Genomic DNA, 25,228 nt, shown 5'->3' with positions numbered 1-25,228 from the left:
AAGAAAATGAAACCGACTAAAATATATCTGCAGCTAATCTCCTTCGCTCTTTTTACTGGTGCTACCTTCCATCTTGCCAAATATACGGTTCTTTATTTTTCTCCTGCTGCTGTGGCAGCTTGGCGTTTTGGCATTGCCGCTATTGTAATGGGAATCGTATTATTTTTTACAGAAGGGATGAAAAAGATTACTTTGCAGAAAAATCGAGGGATCTTTCTTCTTCTAGGCATTATCGGGATCTTTGGGTTTAACTCCTTATTTTTTATTGGATTAAAATACACCTCTCCCGTGAACGGAGCCTTAATTATGGGGCTAAACCCATTAATAACAAGCCTTTTAGCCAGATTCATTTTGAAAGAACCGTTGAAAAAGAGGCAAATCATTGGGATGATGATGGCTTTTATTGGCGTCTTGTTTGTCCTGACACAAGGATCAATGGAAACTATCAAAAGTTTATCCTTCTCTATCGGCGACATAATTATATTCGGGGGAAATATTTGCTGGGCATTATATAGCGTATTAGGACGCCGCTATATTAAAGATGCTACATCCATGGCATCCACTACGTATACGATGATGATCGGGGCCGTTTGTTTACTAATTTTCTCCTTCTTTTCATCGGATCCTGTTCCCCTTTCCCAAATTCCTATTGGAGCTTGGGGAAGCGTGCTATTTATGGCTCTTTTACCAAGTGTCTTAGGCTATCTGTGGTGGAATCAGGCGATAAACATTATTGGTGCGAATAAAACTGCTTTATTTTTTAATCTTGTTCCAGTGGCAACAATGATTATTTCTTTAGCAGCTGGTACACCTATTCATTTATCGCAAATGATTGGAACTGTTTTTGTTATTATTGGAGTGTTGACTGCTTCTGGGGTGGTGGGTTTTTCGAAGGGAAAAAATGAGGTTGTTATGAATAAGGCTTGAGGAAAAAAGGGAAAGTGAACCCCCTTTGAAGGATTCACTTTCTTTTTTCATAAATAGCCTTCTAGAGGCTTTTTAAGCAGACTTTCTTTTTTACGCCCACCACATATCCGTATTTTCATCTCGGATTAAGACATCATTTAAGTTTTTCACTGCTCGTTTAAACCCTTCCTCTATTGACATTAGTGCATCTTCATGTTCAATGCTGACAACATAGTCATAGTTATATAAACGAAGGGCGCTCATCATATCCGACCATTCCTGCATGCTGTGCCCACATCCTACGCTGCGGAACGTCCAAGCACGTGTCTGCAATATCCCGTATGGCTGCATGTCCGTTAATCCGTACATGTTCACATTATCTTGATCGATATAAGTGTCTTTCGCATGGAAATGATGAATAGCGCCAGCTTTGCCAAGAATTTTAATGGCTGCAACTGGATCAATCCCTTGCCACCACATATGACTTGGATCTAAGTTTGCTCCAATAGCATCACATGTCGCCTCGCGAAGCTTCAGCATCGTATATGGTGTATGCACAAGAAATCCCCCATGAAGCTCTAATCCAATTTTCACTTGATACTGCTCAGCCATCTCTCCAATTTCTTTCCAATATGGAATTAATTTATGTTCCCATTGCCAGTTTAAAATATCGCTGTATTCTGTAGGCCAAGCTACTACTGGCCAATTTGGCTGTTTTGCATCTTCGCTGTCTCCTGCTGTACCGGAAAATGCATTTACTACCGGTACCCCAAGCAGTGATGCTAATTTAATCGTTTTTCGTAAAGTAGCATCTGATTCTTCTGCGAATGCTTTTTCCGGTGAGATTGGATTGCCGTGGCAGCTAAAGGCACTGACTGTTAAACCGCGTGACGTAACTGCGTCGATGTAGTTTTTCCGTTTTTGTTCATCCTCTAATAGTTCATCAAGAGGGCAATGTGCATTGCCAGGATATCCGCCGGTGCCAATCTCTACAGCATCAAGGCCTGCAACTTTTACATGGTCCAGCATTTCCTCAAAAGATTTATTTGCAAATAATACGGAAAATACGCCTAATTTCATGAACTGTAACTCCTTTTACATTATATTCTATTTATTTCTTATGCTGAAATAAATTCCTTATTATTATATTTTATCCCACTCTTAACGGGCAGTAAGACCCCCACCTCAGGGATTGTGAGAAATCGAGGAAGAAAGGTGGGGGATGGAAGAAAACCCCCACTGATGGAAGTTTCACTTTATTTATCAGCACCTGCAGTCAATCCTTCGATCAAGTGTCTTTGCATAAAGATAAACAACAAGGTAATCGGCACCGCAATTAAGACGCTTCCTGCTGCAAATACGGTAAATGCATTCCCAAATCGATCATTAATCATATTATATAAACCAACCGCCAATGTTTGTTTATCAGGAGTTCGCAAAACTAATTGGGCAAAAATAAAATCTGTAAATGCACCAGCAAATGACAGCAATGATGTATAAACAATCAGTGGTCTTGCTAATGGTAAAACAATCCTTGCAAAAATAGTGACATGACCTGCTCCATCAATCCGTGCTGCTTCCATTACACTGCTTGGCAGTGTATCAAAGAAATTTTTTGAGAATAGGAATCCTAATGGCGCACCTGCAACAGTCGTTAAAATAATCGCCATATGTGTATTTAATAAGTTTAATTGGCTAAGCAAAATATAAATGGCTATCATACTCATAAATCCTGGAAATAAACCTAGTATAAGCATGCCATGCATGGTGGCATTTCTTCCCACAAAACGGAACTTAGAGAAAATATAAGCCGTTATTAGAGTAAAAATGGTACTAAAAATCATACTCAAAATGGCAATCTTTAGCGTATTTCCATACCAAGTGGCGAACGGAAATTTTTCAAAAAGTGTCACATAATGAGCTATTGTAAATTGAGTAGGAATGACCCTTGCACTATATAATGATGTTCCAGTTCGGAATGAAGACAACACAATCCATACGATTGGATAGAGACAAAATATCGAAATAATAATTAACAACAAGTATCCGACCAGCAAATCAAACTTTCTTTTTACGTTTGACATTAATGTATATCCTCCTCTTTAAATGATTTTGTGTTCCGGAGGTTAAATATTGCATAAACAGCCAAGAGGATAAAAATAAATATTCCGATAACAGAAGCAAAATTATATTTCCCTTCTAACATGGTCAAATTGTAAAGCCATGTGATTAAAATATCCGTGCTACCTGCATACATGTAATCTCCATTCGTAGGCGACCCACCAGTCGTAAGAAAAATAACATTAAAGTTATTAATATTGGTTACAAATTGCATGATAAGAAGCGGTGTCATCGTAATCATGACACTAGGATAGGTAATAAACCGCAATTTTTGCAGCCCTGTTGCTCCATCCAATTCTGCTGCTTCATACATTTCCTTATTTATGGTCGTTAATATCCCCATTACCATTAGCATCGTAACAGGAAAACCCATCCAGAAATTGATAATTAAAACAGTAATTTTCGCCCAGACCGGATCGGATAGCCACGGTACAGGTGAAATACCTAATAATTTTAAATATTGATTAATTGGTCCAAACTGTCCATTAAACATATTGCGAAGGATCAGCGCGGAAACAAAGTGAGGCATGGCAAATGGCAAAATGAAAATGGTTTGCCATACTTTTTTGATTTTAATTCCCTTCTTTTGAACGAGCAAGGCAGTGGCAAATCCTCCAAAAAAACAAGTAAGTGTGGAAAAAATGGCCCAAATCAACGTCCATGAAGCAACACCATAAAAAGTATTTGCCCATGCTTTGATTCGAAAAATATCAGCAAATGCTTTTAAACCAATCCAATTCACCAAATGTGCAGGAGGCTGATTATTCCGTGTATAGTCTGTAAATGCAATCAAAACCATAAAAAGAATCGGCAATACCGTAAAAAATAAAATACCCAGCATCGGAATAGATAAAGCAAAAAAAGGAAATTTATATTCGAATAGATAATGAAGTGTTTGTTTAAAGGTATGAGGATTTAAACCTTTCTCCCTCAACTTCCCAATTTTATATGCATCCATCATTATCATTATATAAGCGATAATAATGATAAAAAATAGAAAAAGTGTGATTAATCCTTGAATTAATAGAAAGATAGAATGATCACCAGGTACATTTTGATAGATTCTCCCTACTTTTTCTAAATGGGACGATTTTGTTCCTAAAGTAACGATTCCCCAAAAAGCATGAGGAACTTTAAAGATTGCTGTATATAAACTGAACAAATAAAACAGAAACATCAGAAATCCTTTTGTGTATTGCTTGTTATATAATTGCCCTAATCCCATAACAAAAACAGACAAAATAAGAGCAGTCCTGCTATGTGGACGATTCTGTTTGTCAATCGATGGTTTTAACTTGGAATAAGTCTCTTTTGTATGATTATACTCCTCCATGCCATTGAAAACTCCTTTCAAGCTAGCTTTAAAATGATAATTGTATCAATGGGGTTCCCTTACCTCTATAGCTTACTTCATTACCAGCTTGAGGTAAGGGTCTTACTAGCAATATGATTGAAATAAATAGGCCATAACCACCTGTGTCAAATCAGATGATTAATACAAAACCATGATCATACCGTTTACTGATTATCCTCGATATTAGCTTTTAATTTTTTTGTAGCAGCATCCAATGTCTTTTTCACATCTTCGCCTTCCCAAATATCTTCTACTGCTGCATTTCTCACTTGATCATATAGTCTGATTGCTGGAATATTTGGTGTCGGCACGGTATGTTTCGATTGTTCAATAAAAGCTTGCAGCATTTGATTGTCTTTAAAATCTTCTGCTGTAATACCATTTGCAACTGGAATTTTACCGCCGATTAATTTTGCAGCTTCAATCTGCTGCTCTTTCGACGTGATAAAGTTAGCGAATATTTTAGAAGCATTCGGATATTTTGTATAGGCTGATACATAGAAAGAGTCAATCCCTGCATACGGTGTTGTATCTATATTTCCAGGCATTTTCGGGAGAGGAATTGCTTTTACTTTAAAAGGCAAATCTTTGTAAGTTGCAGCTTTAGAACTCGTTTCCATATTAATCGCTAGTTTGCCTTGTTGGAATAATCCATCTTTTACATCACCAGTCATATCTGTGATTGGCAACGGCAAGATTTCTTTTATAGATTGAAAGTACTCCATCCCTTTAACTGCTCCTGAACTATTAAGACCGATATCACTAGTATCTGTTCCATTTTTCCCAAAGTCATACCCGCCGGCACCTAGCATCATTGCCGCCGACAAGTTGCCACTATCCATCATAAATGCATATTTGTTATTCTTCGGATCATTAAATTTTTTAGCAAAAACCTTAATATCATCCCATGTATCAAGTTTTACACCTTTAGCTAAATCTTCATTTACATATAAAGCATAAGTAAACATATTACTTGGATATCCATACAGCATCCCTTTATATTTAGCTGCATTTAATGCAGAGGGCATTGTCTTATCAATCGTTCCTTCCTCAAAATAATCATTTGGGAGAACTGCACCTGCTTCTACCGCGTCCCCAAGATGATCTGGCTGCATATTCACAACATCTGCTCCAAATCCACTTGGTCCATCTGTTTTCAGTTTATCTAACTGTAAGTTCCACATAATATTTTCAATTTTTACTTTCACTTTATATTGCTGCTCAAATTCTGCAGCAGCTTGTTCAATCCATGGATTTGTTACTGTCCATAACGTTAATTGAGCTCCAGATTCTGGATTTAATTCTTCCGTTGAATCATTCCTGCTTTTTTCTGGATCCTCTGAAGATTTATTGTTTAAATCAGCTCCTCCATTACAAGCAGATAATACTAACATCAGTATTAATATCAATCCCCATATTCCCTGTTTCTTCTTCATCGCTTTCTCTTCTCCTTTATGATAAAGTTTCTTTCACTTTTTCTATCTCTATGGATGAAAGTTAATTTTTGCTCAATTTCCCTTTGCTCCTGCATCCAAAAAGCAGCATTTTTTCTAAAATAGATGTATTAAAAGATTTCAACTGATTTATACTCTCTATTGTTGATTCCCTCCATCTATTTCTATTTAATTTTCCCTCCTTTATGTAACGGATTACAATATGTAATCCGTTACATAAGTTTTGATAAATTTACAATACTATAACGAAATAGAAAAGTCTTGTTATTTGTCAGATTTTCTGACCGTATTTTAAATATTCCAACTATTATAATAGTGAAAAATAATTTCTTCTTAAAAAATATCTCGAAATATTTAATAGAAAATTGATATTTCGAGGAGAAAATATCAATTAATGGATTCATTTTACTTTCTCCTCTTTAAATAATAGAAAGAAGAATACTGCCACTACCGCTGCAAAACCTGCTGGATACATCCAAAAAACTTTCCATTGAGAAAGAGACTCCGCTCCTTGTGCTGTAATGGTTGTGTTGAAGACATTGCCTGAAACAAAGGAACCGATGACCATTCCCAGTCCCCACGTAAAAGTTCTTACTAAACTTTGTGCTTGTGCCTTTATATTCGTCTCTACCTTTTGGTTCGTATAAATTTCACCTGTTACGAAAAAGAAATCATAACAAATACCATGCAGCGCAATAGCTGTAATCATAAATGCTGCTACCATATCAGGTGCGCCTAATCCAAATAACAGACATCGCAAGATCCAAGCAATCATTCCGAAAAGGAGCATGTATTTGATACCTAAACGTATAAAGAAGAAAGGCATTAATACCATAAAAAGCACCTCAGACATTTGACCAATTGTCATCACACTTGCCACATTCTGAAATCCCTTATTTAGAAATACTGATGCAAAAGAATTATAGAAGGTACCTACTATAAACATAAGCGTTGTACCAATCAAAAATACTAGATAATTCTTATCTTTTAACAAAGCGAATGCATCTAGAAAAAGCAAATCTCTAAATGAGAAAGACCTTCCTTTTGCAGGAGCTGGAGTATGCGGCAAAGTAAAACTATAAATACCTAATGTAATGGAGGCAACAGCACTAATTTTAAAAATAACAGTGCTATTGGAAAGACCTAATTGACCAATTAACATTCCTGCTGCGATAAATGATATCGTTCCAAATACACGAATAAATGGAAATTCATCTCCATTATTCCCTATAGAATTAAAGGCAATATTATTGGCAATAGACGCTGTAGGCTGGTAAAGAAGACAATGCATAGAGAGCAATAATAAAAACATCGTTTCATTCCCTGCGTGAATTTGAGATGGGATCATCATTAATACAACACCACTTATAAGGTGAAGAATTCCCATTAATTTTTCGGATGGGAAGAATCGATCTGCAAGCATTCCTATAAAAATCGGTGAAAAAATAGTAGCAACTCCACCTACAGAGTATGCAGTGCCAATGATAGAAGACAGTCCATGCTTACTAAGAACAAGACCCATTGTAACTATCCATGAAGCCGTAATAAAATACTGAATAAACATCATGACTGAAAGTCGTGGAAAAACAAATACGTGATGTCTCATTAATCTCTCCTTATTATTTATTGTTAATATAGAGAAAAAAGACGAACAGGGATGTTCTTTTTTTCTCTATATTTTCTACGGTTAATGTAATGGATTACATTCAATTAATAATACTACATATAATAATAAAAAGCTCTCTTTTTTGCGTACTATCTAATATATTTTTATACATTCCCACTAGAAAAAAATAAAAATATTCCTTTGTATTAGTATAAAAAGAAATAAAACATCTAATAGCATCTTCTTTGCTATTCTAGTATCATTAGGATATTATGCCAATACATAGTATAATAGAAATAACTAACATTAACAGAAATAAGGGGAATTCTCGATGGATTTTGTAATCCATTACATCTACTTCACACTAGCAAAATAAATTTAAAAATATTCTTTCTTTTTTATAATGCATCCTTGTGCCATAATAAAAAAAAGTAAGAATCGATGTTATCTTATATTTTGGATAGAAATACTATAATTATTCAGGAGGAGTAAATGGAAAATAAAGCATCAACTATTCAAGAAGTTGCCCAAGCAGCTGGAGTTTCAGTAGCTACTGTTTCAAGAGTACTAAACGATAGTTCTCGTGTTAAAGAGGAAACACGAAAAAAAGTTCTTCATGCCATTAATCAGCTAAACTATCATCCGAATTTTTTAGGAAGGGACTTAAGGCGGGCACATACGAAGAGAATTTTGCTTCTCAGCCGAAGCTTAGTATGGCCAATTATGTCAGATGTATATAATGGAGTATATGATGCAGCAAATAAATACGGATATGTTGTGATGGCAGGTGCCACTAATAATAATATACACAAAGAAAGAGAGCTCCTTCAATTATTAACAAACCGATTTGTTGATGGCGTTATTTTAATCAATACTACTCTAAAAGTTAAAGAAATGAATAAATTGTCACAACAATATAATATTGCCCAATGCTTTGAATGGAATTCTGGTGAAAATGAAAATACTTGTTGTGTATCCATTAATAACGAGCAGGCTGCCTTTGATGCTGTTAAACATTTAATTGATAAAGGCCATAAGCGTATTGCTATGATAAGCAGCAAATCCACTTCTTCTGCAAAACTAAGAGAAAATGGATATCGTAGAGCATTAGATTCTGCCAATATTCCTTACGATGAAAAATTATTAAAGCACGGAGAGTACACTTATGAAGATGGAGTAAAGTTTACAAAACAGCTACTGAAACTAAATGAGCCTCCTACTGCTATATTTTGCATAAATGATGTCCTTGCAGTTGGTGCTGTTAATACCATCAAAAATAGTGGACTTACTGTGCCAAATGATGTTGCAATCGTCGGATTTGATGACACAAAAGAAGCGATCATGGCTATCCCAGAAATTACAACCATCTCACAGCCTAAGTATGAAATGGGCTATAAAATATTAGAAATGTTAATTCATAATATTACAAATGAAGAGAAATCTGTGGAACATGTATTTTTAGAACATGAACTTATTATTCGCGGATCTACCCTTTAATATAAGATTTCCTATTTTTCTACCCTTATGTAAGGCGAAAAATCCCGTCCGCTCAGGAATGGATTTTTTGGTTTACATCATGGGAAGAGGCTATTTACAAAGGTACAACCCTCCTCTTCTTTTCCACATAATATACCATCTCTTTAAAACCAATTTCTTTTAGCTTCTTTTGAACATACAGGTAGCTGTCTCCTACTCGATCAGGATGATGTGCATCAGAACCATATGTCACATCCACTTCAAAATAGCTGGCCCGCTCTAAAATTTCTTGAGATGGATACCAATCTCCGCAACCCTTCATCGTGCTTGATGTATTAATTTCGATTGAAATACCTTCTTCTGCGATTACCTTCAACGTTTCATCGATAATGGGTGTTTCTATATTCGAAAATGCTGGAAAATTCCCTTTCATTGCATCCATATGCCCAATAACTTGGAAAATTCCGCTTTTTGCGGATTGTTGAATTAGGTGGTAGTAGGCCTCTTTTCTTTTTACTCGCTGTTCGCTATCCAGCCCCTCCCATTGACTCGTTTCAAAGATGTTTACTCCATAGACAAAATGGACCGATCCAATTAAATAATCAAAGGGATATTTTTGATATTTTTTTCGATATATCTCGATGTGCTTTGGAAAATAATCGCTTTCCATACCAAGCAATACATGAATTTTAGACTTGTATGCTTCCTTAAGCTGAAGCACTTCTTTGATATAGTGATCAAATTCACTGTTAGCCATCGCATAAATTGGTCTCAAGTGGTCAATATCACTGTAAAAATGGGGAGAATGATCGGAAACGCCTATATAGTGCAATCCCTTCCCAATCGCGGATAAAATATATTCTTCCAACTTTCCAACAGCATGACCGCATCGATCATGGTGAGTATGCAAATCAAATAGTATATTTTTCATATAACCTCCTTACCTTCTATACAAAGAAGAAGCTTTATTCAAAGAACCAAGCTTCTTCAATCCATTTATTATAGATGATGAATAATCCATTATTTAATCTATTTAGATAGACTCGACTAAGTTCAATTCGTTTTCACTGCTTAAATCAATCTTTTCTTCACTTTCTATATCAAAAAAGTGTGATTTGTTCATATCAAAATATAATGGCAGCTTTTGTCCCGCCGTTACACGAATACCTGAATCTACTCGCGCTATAAAACTCAATCCGGCAATGGAAGAGTAAAGCATTGTTTCAGCACCCATCAATTCGGAAACCTCAATCTCCGCATTAATAACTGACCCACTTGCTAAATCAGAATTTTTAGTTTGTTCATGAATATTTTCTGGTCGAACACCTAACGTTAATTCCTTGTTTTGGTAGCCTAGTTTTTTAAGTTCTTTCAATTTGTCATCCGGTACTTTGAGCTTCACGCCCCCTATAACCAAACAATCCCTTTCTAATCTTCCATCAAAAAAATTCATGGCTGGTGATCCAATAAAGCCTGCAACAAATTTATTATGGGGTTTTTCATATACTTCTTTTGGTGTCCCAACCTGTTGAATTACACCATCCTTCATGACAACAATGCGTGAAGCCATAGTCATTGCTTCTGTTTGGTCATGTGTTACATAGATCGTTGTCGTTTTTAATCTTTGATGGAGTTTAATAATTTCCGCACGCATTTTCACACGAAGTTTCGCATCTAAGTTTGATAAAGGCTCATCCATTAAAAATACATCTGCCTCCCGAACAATTGCACGTCCAAGGGCAACACGTTGACGCTGCCCTCCAGATAATGCTTTCGGTTTCCGTTTCAAATAAGGCTCCAATCCAAGTATTTCGGCTGCATGTTCTACCCTTCTTTTTATTTCATCTTTAGGTGTTTTGCGAAGTTTTAGCCCAAATGCCATATTATCAAATACCGTCATATGGGGATATAACGCATAGTTTTGAAAAACCATTGCAATGTTTCGGTCTTTAGGAGAAACATCATTTACTCTTCTATCGCCAATATAGAAGTCCCCTTCTGAAATCTCCTCGAGTCCTGCAATCATGCGTAATGTGGTTGATTTCCCACAGCCGGATGGTCCTACAAAAACAATGAATTCATGATCCTCTATATCTAAATTGAAGTCTTTTACTGCCGGGACTTTATTGCCGTATATTTTATAAATATGCTTTAATGTTATTTGAGCCATAACGACCTCCTAGTTTTCTAGCTTTCTTCCAAACCCCATCATAACCCCTGCTATACTTTGTATTTCTTCTGCTTATTTAGCATGTATCAAATTTTGAGATTCTTCGGCAAACTCAATCGCCTTCCCTGTTTTGGCGGATTCATAAATTGCCTCAAGGATTTTCGTCACAATATATGCTTCTTCCGGTTTCACTAAAGGTTCTTTATCTTCTATCACTGCCTCTATCCATTGTCGAGCTTCTAATTCTCCTGCGTTTAGCCCCACTCCTTCATAGTAAGCTACTCCTCCACCGGCAGATGTATTGGTTTCAATAAACTGGCCATATTTAGTAGAATTAAACGTAACATGACCTTTGTTGTCCCATGCTTCTCCAAACATTTCTGCACCTGCTTCTGTGCCGCATAATGTAACTTGTGCTTCTTTTGCATTAATCATATTTAATGCCCAAGAAGTCTCCAGATAGATTGTTGCCCCGTTTTCCATTTTGATAAAACCAAACGCAGAATCTTCTACATCAAATTTGCTGCTGTCCCAAGGTCCAAACATATTTCCTTCTGATTTATCCTTTAATTTTTGAAAAGCAGAACCTACTACCATTTTTGGTTTATAGTTATTCATCATCCATAGAGTTAAATCTAATGCATGAGTACCAATATCAATAAGCGGACCGCCTCCTTGCTTTTCTTTGTCCATAAATACTCCCCAAGTTGGAACCCCTCTTCGACGGACAGCATGGGCTTTTGCCATATATACTTCACCTAAATCTCCTGCAGTACACGCTTCATTTAATGCCATTGAATCACTTCTGAAGCGGTTTTGATAGCCAATTGTCAGCTTTTTCCCTGTACGTTTCGCAGCTTCCCACATGCTTTTCGCTTCTTCCGAATTAATAGCCATCGGCTTTTCACACATCACATGATTTCCAGCTTCCAATGCTGCAATTGTAATTTCTGCATGAGAAACGTTCGGTGTGCATACATGGACAATATCAATTGTTGGATCTTCTAATAGTTTTTTATAATCAGTATAAACTTTGGATTCGCTGCTTCCATACTCTTTCGCCGCTTTTTCTGCTCTATCTAATTCAATATCGCAAAAAGCGGTCATAATTGCTTTATCCTGCACTTTTGCAAGGGATGGAAGATGCTTACCAAAAGCAATGCCACCACATCCAATAATTCCAATCTTCACCTTTTTTGTTTCTGACATTATTAAAATCTCCTTTTCTACTAATTTTCTATTGAAAAATTTATTTTCACTGTCAAAATGTTAAAAGTCTAATCTGCTCTCTGGCAAATTTAAGGAGAGAGCTGCTGGTTTTTCACAGGAGCTTTTCATTTCATAATGCTTTCCTTCGACAGAAGAAAGATGAAAGGCATGCATTATTTCTAAAACATGATATGCCATTTCTCCACTCGCACGATGCGGACGCTCATTTCGGATAGCATAAGCCATGTCCATTACTCCCAGCCCTCTACTATTCTCTGTAAAGCCATGCGTCAAAGTAACTTTTGTAAAATCGCAATGATTTTTACGTTTTAAATAGATGGATCCATCATAAAAATTCGGATGTGGAATAACCAACGTTCCTTCGGTTCCATAAATCTCTATATCAGAAAGCTTCGAATTGCCAGGAATATCAAAGCTCATAATCATCGTCCCTAACGCTCCGCTTTCAAATTCCATTGTTCCAGAAATATGTGTAGGTGTTTCCACTGGAATTTTTTCTCCGTAGTTAATGCCATTTGTTATCATTCTCTCTTGAAATGTTGTTTGCGTTGATCCGCTTACCCGTTTTGCAGCTCCCAATAAATTAATAAGTGCTGTTAAGTAATAGGGACCCATATCAAACATCGGTCCAGCCCCTTCTTGATACAAAAATCCAGGGTTTGGATGCCAGCTTTCTGGTCCAGCAGCCATCATAAAGGCGGTAGCTGCGATAGGTTTTCCAATCCATCCATCATCTATTAGTTTTCGGCATGTTTGGATCGCCCCTCCAAGAAAAGTATCTGGTGCGGATCCCACCAGCAAGTTCTTTTCCTTTGCCAAGTGAAGAATCTTTTCCCCATCTTCCAAAAGAACCGCCAAAGGCTTTTCCCCATACGTATGTTTTCCAGCATGCAATGCCTTAAGATGTATATCAGCATGAACGGCTGGAATCGTTAAATTTATCACGATTTCAATTTCGGGATCGGCCAAAAGTTCATCCACTTTCATTGCTCTCACCTGAAACTGTTCCGCTCTTAACCTTGCTTTTTCTTCATCTATGTCCGCACAAGCAACAATGTCTAAAATATCAAACTTTTTTCCAGCTTCGAAATAGATAGGACATATCGTTCCGCAGCCGATTATTCCAACTTTTACTCTTTCCATTATGTCCACCTCTGTTTCTATTAATCTTGTTGTAAATGTATCAGTAGAATTAAAGGTAATTCTTACGCAGCCAATTCAAGCTGTTTTCCACTGTTACTAACGGTGGGTTCTGACAGTAATCCTGCTCCACCACCAACCACTCAGCACCTGCATTTGCCGCTGCATCAATGGTCTCCAATAAATTAACGTCTCCTTTACCTAATTCTACTGTTGTGTCTTCTCGTTCAACTGCAGTTGCAGACATATCTTTCAAATGAAGCATTGGCAGTCTTCCAGTATATTGATTGATTACATCAACTGGATTACATCCGCCATGAAAAATCCAACCGGCATCCAATTCCGCTTTTACTGTATCTTCTGGCAATGTTTCAAAAATAACATCTAAAATAGGCTTTCCATTCTTTTTCTCTGTAAATTCAAATTCATGGTTATGGTAGCAAAATTGGATTCCATTCTCTGCACATTTTTCACCTGCTTTTGCAAGATCCTCTAAAGCCTGCTTCCACAGTTTTTCATCATCTCTTCTAAATTTATCCATTAGAGAATACACCATAAATTTGCTGCCTACTTTTTGCGTATATTCCATTTCTTTTTCCAAATCGACAGTAATGGCATCATAGCCTCCCAGGTGTTTTGCAACAGGTACTAAATGAAGTTCTTCTAATAGACTTCTCATTTTTTCAGGAGGGAGACCATCATATGTTGCATGGGCAAATTCTACTCCTTCATATCCCATCTCTGCCACTTTTCGTAATGTTCCTACGGGGTCTTTCACCATTTCTGGATGCAATGTCCAAAGTTGTACGCCTATTTTTAACTTCTTCATTTTAATCAGCCTCTCTTTTCTTCTATTAATTGGTTTAGTTACTGCTTAATCATGCAGCTTTATGTAACGGATTACATTTTTGTTTTTTATGTAACGGATTACATTTATTATAAAAGTAATTATTATATAAGTCACTATTATGGTTAGATAATCTGACATTATTTTTTCTATTTCTATCATTAGAATAAGAAAAAGACTACTCTTTCTTTATGTTCGATATTAATAACAACTTAAAATATACCTGGGTATTCTCTTTTAAGGCAATAACAAGTCGGGTAGAAGTGATAATCGGTAGTCAGGAAGTAGATCCCTACAAATAGCTAAATTCTCTCGCCGTCGCATCCCACTTCCCTCTTGCCAAACAAACATTGCAATTGTATAATGATACGGAACCGGTACCGCAAAAGCAATTACGACACTATCCTATATATAATAGATAAAACGTGCTGGAACATTCAGCTTCTCGACACTATCTCATCAACGAAAAAAGGAACTAACCTTTCGTGTATAAGGTTACTTTACACAAACCCTATAAAATAACTATTTTCCCAAATATATACTCCTCTTTTTTTATATTCCTATTTTTAAAAACACTTCTTTTACACTAGATAACCCACTTCTTACTATTAAGAATATTTCATTCCTATTTCAAACAGTAAAATAAACTTCAATATTTTTGTTTTCTCATTACATTTTTAGGTATATCCCCTTATTTTGTATTTTTATTCCTAACAATAGCAGTGATATAGAATGATTTTTTGTTTTTTTTTGAAATGGCTTTCCACAAAAACGAAAACGCTCTCAACTTGTGCCAGCCCTTATGAACAGTCCTTTATTCACAGCGTCATTTACTGGAACTGGTCCCATTGACGAGGAATTTGTCGATTCCGTATATTTGCTTCGTAAGACTATTAATTGGACGAGGTGAAAAGATGGGGAAACAAAAGCAGAAAAAAAGGCAAAAAAAATCATTAAAAGTTTTAGCAAGTCTTTCGCTTGCAGCTGCAGTCAGCTTAACAACCGTAGCTCCAAACGTGCTTGCGGTAACACAGCCGGAGCCTGATACACCATTATCAAAAGAAAATTTAGAAAAGCTGAAAGTATTGGGAGTACAACAGCTGAACAATGGTGTTAAATTAGATTTAGGCACAAATGAAGCTTATTTCCGCATTTTTGACAAGGACTTAGTGAAAGTATCTGTCCTGAAAAAAGGCGAAAAGGAATTTGAATCTCAAGGGATTGCGAAAAAGGAACAAGATTGGAAGACTCCTGAATTTAAGGTAAAAGATACTAATGGTATTATTACCCTCGAAACAGAAGAACTAACCGTTGAAATTAAAAAAGAGCCTTTTGGTGTTAAATTCCTGGACAAAGAAGGAAATGTGATTAATGAAGATTATGTGAATCAAGATAAAACAGCTGGCTATGAAAATGGCAAGCCATATGTGTTCAAAAAAACAGATAAAGACGAGGACTTCTATGGTTTTGGTGAACAAGCTGGCTTAGATGTTAATAAACGCGGCGACAGCATTGGATTATGGAATACAGATGCATATTCCTATACAAAGAATGAAAAATATCTCTACACATCTATTCCATTTTTTATTGGCTTAAAAAATGAAAAAGCATACGGCATTTTCTTTGATAACACGTATCGCTCTTATTACGAAATGGCAAGTGAATCAGATGATTATTATTACTTCTATGCCAATGGCGGGAAGTTAACCTATTATTTTGCCTATGGTCCAGAGGTTGGGGATGTTATTGACCGTTATACAGATCTGACTGGAAAAATGGATGTTCCGGCAGAATGGACATTAGGATTGCATCAAAGTAAATGGGGCTATACACCAGATGAAATCGTGAATGTTGCCAAAACATATCGAGAAAAAAAGATCCCTCTAGATACCATGCATTTTGATATCGACTATATGGATGGATACCGTGTCTTTACTTGGAACGAACAATATAAACAAGCATTAAAGCAGCTGGAGTCAATGCCTGGCTTCCATTCCATTGCGATTAATGACCCAGCTGTAAAACAAGATGAAAACTACAGCATTTATAACGAAGGAACACAAAAAGATTTTTGGGCGAAAAATCCAGATGGCACTCCTTATATTGGTCCTGTTTGGCCTGGAGATTCTGCTTTTCCTGATTTCTCAAAACAAGAAGTACGTGATTGGTGGGCGAAAAACCACAGCGTCTTATTTAATGAGGGAATTGACGGAATTTGGAATGATATGAATGAGCCTGCGGTCTTCCGTGATGACGATCGACATGCACATACAATGCCATTAGATAATTATTTCGGTACAGAGGATAATAAAATTCTTCATACCGAATACCATAATACGTATGGTCATGACGAAACAGCGGCTACTTATCAAGGATTTAAATTGAATAAACCAGGAACACGTCCATTCGTGCTGACTCGCGATATGTATGCAGGTACACAACGTTATGCTGCATTATGGACTGGCGATAATGCAAGTACATGGGAGCATTTACAAATGTCTCTTCCAATCAATATGAATGTTGGGATGTCTGGAGTTTCCTTTGTTGGAAATGATATCGGCGGTTTTGCATCCCGTCCTAGTCCAGAACTATTTGCTCGTTGGATCGAAGTTGGCGCCTTCCTGCCATTCTCCCGTATCCATTATGATTCTGATGCAAAAGCAACGGTGAAACAAGGGCAGGAGCCATGGGCATTTGGTCCAGAAGTAGAACAAATCAGCAAAAAGTATATCGAAATGCGCTATCAATTGCTGCCATATCTTTATAATGAGTTTAGAGAATCTGCAGACAGCGGAAAACCAGTACAGCAGCCGCTTGTCTACCAATTCCAGCATGACGACAAAACGCATGACATCAGCGACCAATATATGTTTGGCGATTCGATGATGCTTGCACCGGTGATCAATGAAGGGCAAACATCCCGTGACGTCTATCTTCCTGAAGGTGCGAACTGGACAGACTACTGGACTGGTCAAGAATATACTGGCGGCCAAACGATTACGGTGGATGCGCAGCTTGACCACCTGCCAATTTTCGTGAAAAAAGAATCGATTATTCCAACACGTGACGTGCAGCAGTATACAGATGAAAAGCCGTTAACGAATCTTGTACTGGATACGTATGTGGATAAAGAAGCCTCCTATACATTCTTTGAAGATGATGGAGAAACAGAGGATTATAAAAACGGCGAGTTTAACGAAACAGAGTTCAAGGTGAAGAAAAAACCGAACGCTATTACCTTTAAACAAGAACAGAAGAAGAAGAACTATCAAGATTCTAAACTAGCACAATATACATTAAAGGTAAACAATGTGGAAAAACCATCTCAAGTAAAAGCTGGCGGCCAAAAATATAAAGAAGTATCATCCTTACAGGAAGCACAAGGACAAACGAATACTTACTTCTATGATGAAAAAACAAAGACTGCGTATGTAAGTATTCCAGTCGATGAGAAAAAAGAAGTGAAAATTCGATAATAAAAGTTAAACAAACGTTTGATTAAACAAAAAAGAGTCCCAATATGCGTCAATGCTGGGACTCTTTTTTTCTTCATGATATAATTTTTTCAAAAACAGGTTTATCTTTTCTTGAAAAAGGGTATGGATAATAGATTTTTCACATAGCAGCTAAACCTTGATGTTGGGAGTAACTTTATGTTTTTAAAGAAAAAATCAATTCTTCTACTAGTCATTATTTTACTTATAGCAATAGGGATAGGATATACATATACATCTTTGTATCCTTCAAAAAAATTACCAGAGCAAACAAAAAAAGAAGCACCGTTGCTGCAGGCAGATTTGATTCAAGCATTGGAAACAGATAAAGCTGCTTATCATCCAAATGATTCTATTGCATTTTCTCTAAAACTTGCAGACAATGTTTCAAATGGTCGCTTAAAAATTTCTTATTTTCACTTGAATAAGGAGGTTTCCCAACAAGAAATTAAGGTGGATTCCAATCAAGTAAAGTGGACGTGGAAACCACCGGCAGAGGACTTTCAAGGCTATCTTGTTCGGGCTTCATTTACTTCCTCCACCGAAAAAGAGGAAGAAACCATTGGTGTCGATGTTTCCAGCGATTGGTCGAAATTCCCCCGGTATGGCTTTTTATCCAGCTTTCCTGATATGCAAGGGGATGAAGAAGGGAAAATCATCTCTAGCTTAAATCGTCATCATATCAATGGAATCCAATTTTATGATTGGCATTATAAGCATCATCAGCCGCTGAAAATGGAAAACAATGCACCTGCTCCTTATTGGGAAGATATTGCTAATCGTCCTACTTCCCTGAAGACGATTAAGTCCTATATTGATTTAGCTCATCAACACAATATGAAAACAATGGCGTACAATCTTTTATATGGTGCTTTTGCTGAAGCCGAAAAGGATGGGGTCCAGACCGAATGGCGATTATTTAAAGACAATCAAAAGAATGCGCAGGATTTTCATCCCCTGCCTGATAATTGGAAAAGTGATGTGTTTTTAGTAAACCCCGGCAATATCGCTTGGCAAGATTATCTATTTAACCAACAGAAAATAGTTTACAACAGCCTGCCATTTGATGGATGGCATATCGATCAGCTTGGACCAAGAGGAACCGTGTATGATTATGATGGCAATGAAGTCGTGCTGGATGATACTTTTCTTCCTTTTCTTGACCATGCTAAATCATCTATGCCGGATAAACGCCTTGTGATAAATGCGGTAAATCAATATGGGCAAAAACAAATTGGCCAAGCGCCGGTTGATTTTTTATATACAGAAGTTTGGGATGACTACAAATATTTTCAAGACTTAAAACAAATTATTGAGGATAACAAGCAATATTCTCAAGGGAAAAATAGTGTCTTGGCAGCATACATGAATTACAATGCATCCAATAATCCAGGTGAATTTAATCCAGCTGGCATTTTATTAGCTGACAGTGTTATTTTTGCTTCAGGTGGCTCCCATCTAGAGCTTGGAGAGCATATGTTGTCCAAAGAGTATTTCCCTCATCATAACTTTATGATGAGTCCATCTTTACAGGAAAGCATAAAGCATTATTATGATTTCATCGTTGCCTATGAAAACATGCTTCGAGACAATGTAGAGAATGATTCTGTCACCATTGATGGAGACTCTTTTTCAACAGAACCAGAAATAGGAAAAATATGGAGTTTTGCGAAACAAAAAGAAAATAAAAAAATCCTGCACTTGATCAATTTGTCGAATGCCACCACTTTAGAATGGCGGGATACCGACGCAAATCAAGCAGAACCGCAGGAACGAAAAGACGTACCCATTAAGCTGGAGGAAAATCGCACGGTCGAAAATATTTGGATGGCCTCTCCTGATAAGGACAGTGGGGTTCCCATTCCGCTATCTTTTGAACAGAAGGACGGCACGGTGTCTTTTACCCTTCCAAGTCTGAAGTATTGGGATATGGTGGTGGTTGAGTATGGGGAATAACAGAGAAAGCTCCTTGGTTATTGCGGTTTGGACTAGCCAGCTAAATATGCGAGTTCCTATCGTCTGATTAGACAGTTAAATTCTGATACTATAATACTATAAAAAAGAACGATGCTAGTCTTTTAGACGAGTGCATCGTTCTTTTTTGATCTTATATTTTCACTTCGTATTTCGAAAGCATCTCTTTCATATACGCTAGAAGTTCTTCTTGCAGGTCTTTTTGCTGCAAGCCAAATTCTAATGTTGTTTTCACAAAGCCTAGTTTTTCCCCAACATCGTAGCGATCTCCTTCGAAATCATACGCAAATACGCGTTGGATTTCGTTTAGCTTCTGGATTGCATCTGTCAGCTGGATTTCACCGCCTGCCCCTTTTTGCTGATTTTCCAGAAACATAAAGATCTCTGGTGTCAGCACATAACGGCCCATGATGGCTAAATTGGAAGGAGCTGTTCCAAGCGCCGGCTTCTCCACAAAGCTGTTTACTTGATAGCGTCTTCCTTCTTGCAGACTTGGATCGACAATGCCGTATCGGTTTGTTTCATGATCTGCCACTGCTTGAACGCCAATAACGGAAGAAAGTGTTTCTTCGTATTGATCGATAAGCTGCTTTAAGCATGGTGTATCGCTTTGAACGATATCATCTCCTAATAAAACAGCAAATGGTTCGTCTCCGATAAAGCTTTTGGCACACCAAACAGCATGCCCCAATCCTTTAGGCTCTTTTTGGCGAATATAATGAATATCCGCTAAATTAGAGGAATACTGTACTTTTTCAAGCAAATCATATTTCTCTTTTTCTAACAGATTATGTTCTAATTCATGTGCGTAGTCAAAATGGTCCTCAATTGCTCTTTTTCCTTTTCCCGTTACAATGATAATATCCTCAATACCTGATGCAACGGCTTCCTCCACTATGTACTGAATAGTTGGCTTATCGACAATCGGCAGCATTTCCTTTGGCATCGCTTTCGTTGCCGGTAAAAATCTTGTCCCTAATCCTGCTGCTGGTATAATTGCTTTTTTTACTTTTTTCAATGTAAATCCTCCGATCATTGATAAATAAATTCATATAGTGTAGCTTTATACAGATCCAGCTGGTGAAGGCCATTATTAGTCATACTTCACGTTTGTTGTTCTATATAACGCACACTTATATTACCATAATTTTGAGTTATTTGGAAATAACTTGTTGTATATTTTTCGAAAAAAATTTTCATGTAAGGCGGAGGGGATTGCCGCTATTAACGCTGTGGGAAAAAAGCAATCGGAATCTCTACTTAATTAAATGGCCATCAAGATAGAGTTTACTAGTAACACTGCTCGTGCAAGGATAATATGAAAACACTCCCATTTCACATTGTAACATATTATGGAAGTGATAAACGGGGAGATAAAGTGTTAAATATTGACTATTTTTGGCGAATAATTGATAAATGCATGAAAAAAGGAGATAACTCTGGGATAAAAAAAATTAATAAAAATGTAGATAAACCATTTAATGGGGCTCCGCCTGCTAAACGAAGAGCGGTTTTTGTCGATTTCTGCAGAATAATAGCTATTTCGAAAAAACTGAAACAATTCCACCAAAAAATGAAACAATTCCATCCAAAATTGAAACAATCTCACCAAAAAATGAAACAATCTCACTCAAAACTGCAACAACCTCACCCAAAACTTGCAAAAACCTCATCCAAAACTGCAACAACCCCCAAAAGCAGCACCAAAAAAAGAGCGATCTTCTCAAGATCACTCCTTTTTATCGTAGCAAATGAAATATAATCCGTTTTTTTCGGACCATTCTGCATAGAATACGTCTTTTGCTTTTACATTTCTCTTGATGAGCTGGTCCTGCAGCCATGCTTTTGATTTGCCTATCTTTTTTAAACCATGCTCTTTCATTATTCCTTCATCCATCACCATAAAGGATGGTGAAGGCTTAGAATCTGCACTTCCTATTACACTGAGCATGCCGTTTGTTTCTAACAGCACGTAGTTTGCATCTTTGATAGAAAAAATATCTTTCCCGCGCAGCATAGATCGAAGCTGTTCCATTTCGATTTGATTTTTCTTTAATTCGTCCATGTTCAGCTTGCCGTTTGCGAGAAGCTCTGCCGGTTCCCCTTTTAAAGGCTTTTTCATTTTATCCATTTTCTGTACAAGCATTTCCACTATATAAATTAGAATTCCCCACACTGTTATGGCACATAAAATGTGTAGAATGGATATTTTTTCATCATAAAGTGATTCTTCTAAAATGCCGCCTAGTATTAACGTATAAATAAAGTCAAATGGCGTTACCTCTGACATTTCTTTTTTGCCAAGCAGGCGCATAACAACAATCAACGCGATAAGTCCAATTACAAGCTTTAGAATAATCAATCCATATAACAAGTTTGTTCCCCTCCTCTCGCTTTCCGTTCTATTCCCGAAAGGAGGGGGGATTATTCCTGTTTTTTGTATAAAGTAATACTTCCATCAGTGAAAGGGGGTTCATCCCCAATGTCATCAACTTAAGATTCCATAAATTGTATTAATATAAAAATTGTTCGTTTGGAGAGGCGTCCGCTCGACTCCTATGGGAATTGCGAGACAGGTGAGACCCCACAGGAGCGTCCGCGACGAGGAGGCTCACCGCTCGCCCCATGGAAAGCGAGCGGTGAGCCTCGGAAAACCTAACGCATACTCCCACTTTTTATTCTATTTCCAATATATTGAAGTTGAACTTAATGACATTGGGGTTCATCCCCCACTGATGGTTAGTTTTACTTATCGGACCTTTACGGGCAAGTTTCAACACCTATCTTCTCGGTTCCTCTGCATCTTGAGGGGGGTCTTACTGCCCGTTAAGAGTGGGATAAATAATGCTGCTTCGTTAATCCATGCCCAAGCTGACTAGCACTTTTGATTTCTTCGTCAGCGAAGATGGCATGCTGTTTGTTGGCTGATGTAGAATAGATTGGATGATTTCTGCTATTTTTTCTGGCTTTTCTATTTCGATTCCTTTTTGGTAATCATTCACTGCTTGCGCAAAATGGTTCATTTTCTGCTTGTCTTGTAAGACGTTCGTTAATTGACCTGCAATGGAGCTTTTTTCATCCAGATGGAAGACAAGCCCTTTTTCTTTTAAATAGTGAAGATTAATTTGTTCTTGGCCGGGCAGGAACGTATGAACAAAAATAGGCAGTCTTTTTTTCAACGCTTCGCTTATCGTAATTCCCCCTGGCTTAGTGACAATCGCATCCGCTTCCTCATACAGCCTGTTCATTTCGGATCTTGATGTCAGATAAGGCAGCGGTTTAATATGCGGCAAATTCCACGAGAGAAGTTCATCATACAGTTTTTGATTATTTCCACAAAGAACAAGAAAATCAAATTGTGTTGACTGCTTTAATCCATCTGTGATTTTTGACATTCCTCCTAATCCGCTATTTCCGCCGGATAGGATTATTTTCGGCCGCTTGCTTTGTTCACGATCCATTGCATTCTTTTTGATTTCTTTATGCACAGGAATGCCTGTGACAATCAGATGATCATCTGGAATAGAATGAGTTCTCTGAAGTGTTTCCTTCATTTCTTGAGTTGGGAGGAAATGATAATCAATTCCTTCTTTTCCCCAAACATTATTGATAAAAAAGTCCGTATAAACATTTATTATCGGAATACGGCATTTCTTTTTCCTTTTTAATTTGCTGAGAAGATAGGAAGGAAAACCATGCGTACAAACGATTAAATCCGGCTTCTCATCCTCTATTAACCGTTCTAATTTTTTCAAAAAAATAGGTTGATACCATGTAAACGCATGAACCTTTGCAGGGGATACGTAGAATAAGTTTTTATAGGCGAGATTATACGTTTCTGGTGCGTAGCGAATCCATTTTAGATAACCATTTGTCACCATCTTTTCCAGAGATTCATTTGTATAACTTAATATATCTATTTTTTTAAGTGTCAATTCCTCTTTTTGATCCTTTAACAGATCCATTAATGCTTCTGCAACTTGATGATGTCCTGACTGCATTTGCAATAGCGGCAAAAACAATATTTTTTTCATCTATGTCATCTCCTTTTTCTTTTAAGAAAATCATCCTAAGATTATTTCTTATAGGAAAAATACGATTTAATTAAAAGTGCCTTTTCTGATTTTTAAATTAATTAATTATGAATTCTCTTTTTTACTTTCTTTTTCACTTGCTTAAATAAAACGTACAGTACAAAAACAAGGAGAAAAAGAACTCCTACATACGGAACATAGTCCGGATTAATCGAAAAATATTGTCCAATATAATATCCACCCAAGATAAATGGATTGATCCAAATCAGGGTGCCTATTAGGGAGCACATAATATATTTCCGAAAAGGGATATTGGCAATTCCGGCAAAGTATGGACTTATTTGCCGCAAACCAGGCATATAAAATCCTAATAAAATCGACTTTTGCACATTTTTTTCGTACCTATATTTAGCTTTTTCCCACCGTTCATTCGTGATGCCGATGTACTTTCCGTATTTATGGATAAATGGATAGCCAATCTTTTTTCCAATAAAATAGCCTGTCATCATTCCAGCAAAAGCACCAAGATTTGCATACAGCACTGCAGCTCCAAACTCGAGCTGATGTTGGCCAATCAACACACCAATTAGAAAAAGAAGGGATTCTTCTGGTGCAGGAATTCCAACAATGCCTAAGTACAAACATAAAAAGATAATAAAATAGCCATATACATTCATGTAATTTACAATCGTCTCTACATTCATAATACCCTCTCTAACTAGCTAAATATTTTTTAACGTTACAAACTTGGTTCCTTTATTCGTCGTCTCATCCAGATAGATTTCCAACTTCTCGAGCATATATTTAGGAGCCTCTATCTCAGCGCCAACCGTTTGTCCGCAGTCATGAAGAACAAAAATGGAGCCTTTTTCAGTCGCTGAACGCAAGGAGTCAAGCAGTCCATTCTGGCACTTCTCTATTCTCCAATCGCCAAAGATATGCGACCAAATGACCACTTTATATCCTTTACTCACAAACAAGGAGAAAAGATTTAAATGACCCCATGGCGGTCGATAAAGAGCGGCTTTTTCCTTTGTACAATCCATTATGGCTTTTTCTGTCCTTTTTAACTCGTCTCTTAGCCGAAAGGGAGAAATAAACCAGCTGGATACATGCTTATAATGATGGATGCCAATTGCATGTCCTTCTTCGTGCATCCGTTGAATAATATCCGGATGCTTTTCTACCTTGCTGCCAACAACAAAAAAGGAAGCTTTGACCCCATATTTTTTTAATAAATCCAGCAATTGGACGGTATAGATGGGATGTGGTCCATCGTCAAAAGTTAATGCAATTGCTTCTGATTGTATCCTTTTTTCCACACCTTTCCCAGTCATACGAATAAACACCGTTGGGATGACCGCATAAAATACGAATAGTAAAAATATACTAGTTATACCTATTACAAGAAAATTGATCACA

General features: G+C 37.0%; 20 protein-coding genes. 5 read left to right on the top strand and 15 right to left on the bottom strand.

Going from position 1 to position 25,228, the window contains the following annotated elements:
• Nucleotides 1-6 precede the first annotated feature (6 nt).
• The gene (locus tag ACTYBU_RS17580; RefSeq protein WP_445491700.1) at nt 7-927 is read left to right on the top strand and encodes a DMT family transporter; all 921 of its coding nucleotides are present in this window, start codon (nt 7-9) and stop codon (nt 925-927) included.
• A gap of 90 nt (nt 928-1,017) precedes the next feature.
• Here the strand turns inward: ACTYBU_RS17580 and ACTYBU_RS17575 are convergent, their stop codons facing one another.
• From ACTYBU_RS17575 to ACTYBU_RS17555, 5 genes are all read right to left on the bottom strand, one after another.
• Complete coding sequence (locus tag ACTYBU_RS17575; RefSeq protein ID WP_445491698.1) at nt 1,018-1,986, bottom strand: sugar phosphate isomerase/epimerase family protein; 969 nt, start codon at nt 1,984-1,986, stop codon at nt 1,018-1,020.
• 176 nt (nt 1,987-2,162) lie between these two features.
• On the bottom strand, nt 2,163-2,990 hold the full coding sequence (locus ACTYBU_RS17570) for a sugar ABC transporter permease (protein ID WP_445491697.1): 828 nt from the start codon (nt 2,988-2,990) through the stop codon (nt 2,163-2,165).
• On the bottom strand, nt 2,990-4,360 hold the full coding sequence (locus tag ACTYBU_RS17565) for a carbohydrate ABC transporter permease (protein WP_445491695.1): 1,371 nt from the start codon (nt 4,358-4,360) through the stop codon (nt 2,990-2,992). The genes ACTYBU_RS17570 and ACTYBU_RS17565 overlap by 1 nt, the downstream gene beginning before the upstream one ends.
• Before the next feature lie 185 nt (nt 4,361-4,545).
• Nucleotides 4,546-5,817, bottom strand: a complete 1,272-nt coding sequence (locus tag ACTYBU_RS17560; RefSeq protein WP_445491693.1) for a sugar ABC transporter substrate-binding protein — start codon at nt 5,815-5,817, stop codon at nt 4,546-4,548.
• A 418-nt stretch (nt 5,818-6,235) separates the two neighbouring features.
• Complete coding sequence (locus tag ACTYBU_RS17555; protein WP_445491692.1) at nt 6,236-7,441, bottom strand: MFS transporter; 1,206 nt, start codon at nt 7,439-7,441, stop codon at nt 6,236-6,238.
• 492 nt (nt 7,442-7,933) lie between these two features.
• On the opposite strand from ACTYBU_RS17555, the gene ACTYBU_RS17550 reads away from it, so the two are divergent.
• Nucleotides 7,934-8,938 (top strand): LacI family DNA-binding transcriptional regulator, encoded by a 1,005-nt coding sequence (locus ACTYBU_RS17550; protein ID WP_445491691.1) that lies wholly within the window; start codon nt 7,934-7,936, stop codon nt 8,936-8,938.
• Nucleotides 8,939-9,032: 94 nt separating this feature from the next.
• On the opposite strand, the gene ACTYBU_RS17545 is transcribed toward ACTYBU_RS17550, so the two are convergent.
• The 5 genes from ACTYBU_RS17545 to ACTYBU_RS17525 form a co-directional block, all read right to left on the bottom strand.
• The gene (locus tag ACTYBU_RS17545; protein WP_445491828.1) at nt 9,033-9,839 is read right to left on the bottom strand and encodes a histidinol-phosphatase; all 807 of its coding nucleotides are present in this window, start codon (nt 9,837-9,839) and stop codon (nt 9,033-9,035) included.
• Nucleotides 9,840-9,950: 111 nt separating this feature from the next.
• Nucleotides 9,951-11,087, bottom strand: a complete 1,137-nt coding sequence (locus tag ACTYBU_RS17540; protein WP_445491690.1) for an ABC transporter ATP-binding protein — start codon at nt 11,085-11,087, stop codon at nt 9,951-9,953.
• A gap of 72 nt (nt 11,088-11,159) precedes the next feature.
• Nucleotides 11,160-12,296 (bottom strand): Gfo/Idh/MocA family protein, encoded by a 1,137-nt coding sequence (locus tag ACTYBU_RS17535; RefSeq protein ID WP_445491689.1) that lies wholly within the window; start codon nt 12,294-12,296, stop codon nt 11,160-11,162.
• 60 nt (nt 12,297-12,356) lie between these two features.
• On the bottom strand, nt 12,357-13,460 hold the full coding sequence (locus ACTYBU_RS17530) for a Gfo/Idh/MocA family protein (RefSeq protein WP_445491687.1): 1,104 nt from the start codon (nt 13,458-13,460) through the stop codon (nt 12,357-12,359).
• A gap of 49 nt (nt 13,461-13,509) precedes the next feature.
• Entirely contained in the window at nt 13,510-14,286 is a 777-nt protein-coding gene (locus ACTYBU_RS17525) for a sugar phosphate isomerase/epimerase family protein (protein ID WP_445491686.1), read from the bottom strand.
• 932 nt (nt 14,287-15,218) lie between these two features.
• Between ACTYBU_RS17525 and ACTYBU_RS17520 the strand changes: the two genes are divergently transcribed.
• Both ACTYBU_RS17520 and ACTYBU_RS17515 read left to right on the top strand, forming a co-directional pair.
• A complete protein-coding gene (locus ACTYBU_RS17520; RefSeq protein ID WP_445491685.1) occupies nt 15,219-17,780 on the top strand; it encodes a glycoside hydrolase family 31 protein in 2,562 nt (853 codons plus the stop codon).
• Between the two features lie 177 nt (nt 17,781-17,957).
• Entirely contained in the window at nt 17,958-19,754 is a 1,797-nt protein-coding gene (locus ACTYBU_RS17515; RefSeq protein ID WP_445491684.1) for a glycoside hydrolase family 66 protein, read from the top strand.
• A gap of 151 nt (nt 19,755-19,905) precedes the next feature.
• Here the strand turns inward: ACTYBU_RS17515 and galU are convergent, their stop codons facing one another.
• Complete coding sequence (galU, locus tag ACTYBU_RS17510) at nt 19,906-20,790, bottom strand: UTP--glucose-1-phosphate uridylyltransferase GalU (RefSeq protein ID WP_445491683.1); 885 nt, start codon at nt 20,788-20,790, stop codon at nt 19,906-19,908.
• 300 nt (nt 20,791-21,090) lie between these two features.
• On the opposite strand from galU, the gene ACTYBU_RS17505 reads away from it, so the two are divergent.
• Nucleotides 21,091-21,534, top strand: coding sequence for a hypothetical protein (locus tag ACTYBU_RS17505; protein WP_445491681.1), 444 nt, complete (start codon nt 21,091-21,093; stop codon nt 21,532-21,534).
• On the opposite strand, the gene ACTYBU_RS17500 is transcribed toward ACTYBU_RS17505, so the two are convergent.
• The 4 genes from ACTYBU_RS17500 to ACTYBU_RS17485 form a co-directional block, all read right to left on the bottom strand.
• Nucleotides 21,502-22,146, bottom strand: coding sequence for a DUF421 domain-containing protein (locus ACTYBU_RS17500; protein ID WP_445491679.1), 645 nt, complete (start codon nt 22,144-22,146; stop codon nt 21,502-21,504). The genes ACTYBU_RS17505 and ACTYBU_RS17500 overlap by 33 nt on opposite strands.
• Nucleotides 22,147-22,627: 481 nt before the next feature.
• Entirely contained in the window at nt 22,628-23,806 is a 1,179-nt protein-coding gene (locus ACTYBU_RS17495) for an MGDG synthase family glycosyltransferase (protein ID WP_445491678.1), read from the bottom strand.
• A gap of 101 nt (nt 23,807-23,907) precedes the next feature.
• Nucleotides 23,908-24,510: a DedA family protein gene (locus ACTYBU_RS17490; RefSeq protein WP_445491676.1), complete on the bottom strand. Its 603-nt coding sequence runs from the start codon at nt 24,508-24,510 to the stop codon at nt 23,908-23,910.
• An 18-nt stretch (nt 24,511-24,528) separates the two neighbouring features.
• The gene (locus tag ACTYBU_RS17485; RefSeq protein WP_445491826.1) at nt 24,529-25,227 is read right to left on the bottom strand and encodes a polysaccharide deacetylase family protein; all 699 of its coding nucleotides are present in this window, start codon (nt 25,225-25,227) and stop codon (nt 24,529-24,531) included.
• Between the last annotated feature and the right edge of the window lies 1 nt (nt 25,228).

The organism is Niallia sp. 03133, from assembly GCF_052663225.1.
The sequence above is the reverse complement of the archived record's forward strand: the minus strand, read 5'-3'. Positions and strand labels throughout refer to the sequence as shown.

Coding starts and splice junctions, on each gene's coding strand:
- ACTYBU_RS17580 (WP_445491700.1), top strand. CDS start 7: ATGAAACCGACTAAAATATATCTGCAGCTAATCTCCTTCGCTCTTTTT.
- ACTYBU_RS17575 (WP_445491698.1), bottom strand. CDS start 1,986: ATGAAATTAGGCGTATTTTCCGTATTATTTGCAAATAAATCTTTTGAG.
- ACTYBU_RS17570 (WP_445491697.1), bottom strand. CDS start 2,990: ATGTCAAACGTAAAAAGAAAGTTTGATTTGCTGGTCGGATACTTGTTG.
- ACTYBU_RS17565 (WP_445491695.1), bottom strand. CDS start 4,360: ATGGAGGAGTATAATCATACAAAAGAGACTTATTCCAAGTTAAAACCA.
- ACTYBU_RS17560 (WP_445491693.1), bottom strand. CDS start 5,817: ATGAAGAAGAAACAGGGAATATGGGGATTGATATTAATACTGATGTTA.
- ACTYBU_RS17555 (WP_445491692.1), bottom strand. CDS start 7,441: ATGAGACATCACGTATTTGTTTTTCCACGACTTTCAGTCATGATGTTT.
- ACTYBU_RS17550 (WP_445491691.1), top strand. CDS start 7,934: ATGGAAAATAAAGCATCAACTATTCAAGAAGTTGCCCAAGCAGCTGGA.
- ACTYBU_RS17540 (WP_445491690.1), bottom strand. CDS start 11,087: ATGGCTCAAATAACATTAAAGCATATTTATAAAATATACGGCAATAAA.
- ACTYBU_RS17535 (WP_445491689.1), bottom strand. CDS start 12,296: ATGTCAGAAACAAAAAAGGTGAAGATTGGAATTATTGGATGTGGTGGC.
- ACTYBU_RS17530 (WP_445491687.1), bottom strand. CDS start 13,460: ATGGAAAGAGTAAAAGTTGGAATAATCGGCTGCGGAACGATATGTCCT.
- ACTYBU_RS17525 (WP_445491686.1), bottom strand. CDS start 14,286: ATGAAGAAGTTAAAAATAGGCGTACAACTTTGGACATTGCATCCAGAA.
- ACTYBU_RS17520 (WP_445491685.1), top strand. CDS start 15,219: ATGGGGAAACAAAAGCAGAAAAAAAGGCAAAAAAAATCATTAAAAGTT.
- ACTYBU_RS17515 (WP_445491684.1), top strand. CDS start 17,958: ATGTTTTTAAAGAAAAAATCAATTCTTCTACTAGTCATTATTTTACTT.
- ACTYBU_RS17505 (WP_445491681.1), top strand. CDS start 21,091: ATGAAAACACTCCCATTTCACATTGTAACATATTATGGAAGTGATAAA.
- ACTYBU_RS17495 (WP_445491678.1), bottom strand. CDS start 23,806: ATGAAAAAAATATTGTTTTTGCCGCTATTGCAAATGCAGTCAGGACAT.
- ACTYBU_RS17490 (WP_445491676.1), bottom strand. CDS start 24,510: ATGAATGTAGAGACGATTGTAAATTACATGAATGTATATGGCTATTTT.